1 protein-coding gene is annotated in these 1,454 nt (G+C 73.5%); it reads left to right on the top strand.

The features are described from left to right. Nucleotides 1-1,229, top strand: a 1,229-nt coding sequence (locus ACESUZ_RS10045; RefSeq protein ID WP_373199911.1) for an IS30 family transposase, incomplete at its 5' end; no start/stop codon positions are given. Nucleotides 1,230-1,454: the final 225 nt, after the last annotated feature.

The raw sequence follows: 1,454 nt of genomic DNA, 5'->3' as shown, positions 1-1,454 counted from the left end.
GGCACGAGCGGGACACGGTCCAGAGGATGCTGGAGCGCAGGGCGTCGTGCAGGGAGATCGCGAGGGAGCTGGGCAGGTCGCCCTCGACGGTGAGCGCCGAGGTGGCGTCGCACAGGTTCGTGACGGCGCCGAAGGCCAGGCGCGGCGAGCGCGTGGACGCCTCCGCCGACCTGTCGGCGGCCTGCCCGCGCCTGGCCGCGTGGCCGCGCTGCTGCAACGGCTGCGGCCGGTACCGCGCGATCGGCTGCAAGCGCCGCCCCCACGTCTTCTACGAGGCCCGGGCCGCGCAGCTGTGCGCCGACTCGGTCCTCGTCTCGTCCAGGCGCGGGATAGACGCCGACGAGCCCGCCGCGGCGGCCAGGCTGGAGGCCATCAGGGACTGCCTGCGACGGGGGCTGTCGCCCGAGCAGATGGCGGCGCGCAACGGCGGGCCCGTGGACCTGTCGCCGTCGACCATCTACCGCTGGGTCTCGGCGGGCTACGACGGCATGACCAACATGGAGCTCAGGCGCAAGGTCGGCTACAGGCCGAGGAAGCGCGCCGCGGGCCGGGCGGCCACGCGCCACTCCGCCCGCAGGTCGCATGCCGCGTTCCTCGCCCTCGGGGAGGACGCGTGCGCCGCGGCCTGGGAGATGGACACCGTCGAGGGGGCCCGGGAGGACTCCGCCTGCCTGCTCACGCTGCTGCACCGCCCCAGCAGGCTCCAGCTCGCGCTGCCGCTGGAGGAGAAGACCGCCGGGTGCGTCGCGGACGCCCTGGAGGGCATCCGGGCCATCCTCGGCGCCGACGGGACGCGCCGCGTGTTCCGCGCCGTCCTCACCGACAACGGCGCCGAGTTCTCCGACGAGGCGGCGGTCGCGGCGCTGCTCGGCGAGGGGCCGGGCGAGACGAGGCTGTTCTACTGCGACCCCAGGCGCAGCGACCAGAAGGGCGCCTGCGAGCGCAACCACGTCGAGATCAGGAAGCTGCTGCCCAAGGGCGCCGGAATCAGGTTCGACCGGCTCGCCCCGGCCGACCTGGCGCTGGCCATGTCGCACGTGAACTCCGAGCCCCGCGGCGCACTCGGCTTCGCGACGCCCGCGCGCGCCTTCAGGGCGATGCTCGGGGAGGACGCGGCGGCGCTGCTGGACGCCTACGGCGTGGGGGACGTGCCGCTCGGCGACCTCGACCTGACGCCGGGGCTCATCGAGAGGGCGCGCGCAGAGAGGGGCGATGCCCCGCTGGCCTAGCCTGGAAGAAAACGGAATAGACGGACCGACCGTCCGGCTGAGTCTGGGAAGAGGTGCCGGGCGGCGGGCGGAGCATGGCCACCGGACCCATCGAAACACATCTCCACCGTTCCTTCAACTGGGAAAACGGCGCCCCCGGACCCCAGGAGGGGCCGCGGGGGCGTTCGGCTAACTGCGGGAGCGAGCCATCAGCTCAATGTGTTCGGCTGAGATCGGAAATCAACC

Source organism: Collinsella aerofaciens ATCC 25986, from assembly GCF_964239575.1.
Taxonomy (GTDB): Bacteria; Actinomycetota; Coriobacteriia; order Coriobacteriales; family Coriobacteriaceae; genus Collinsella; species Collinsella aerofaciens_BQ.
The sequence above is the reverse complement of the archived record's forward strand: the minus strand, read 5'-3'. Positions and strand labels throughout refer to the sequence as shown.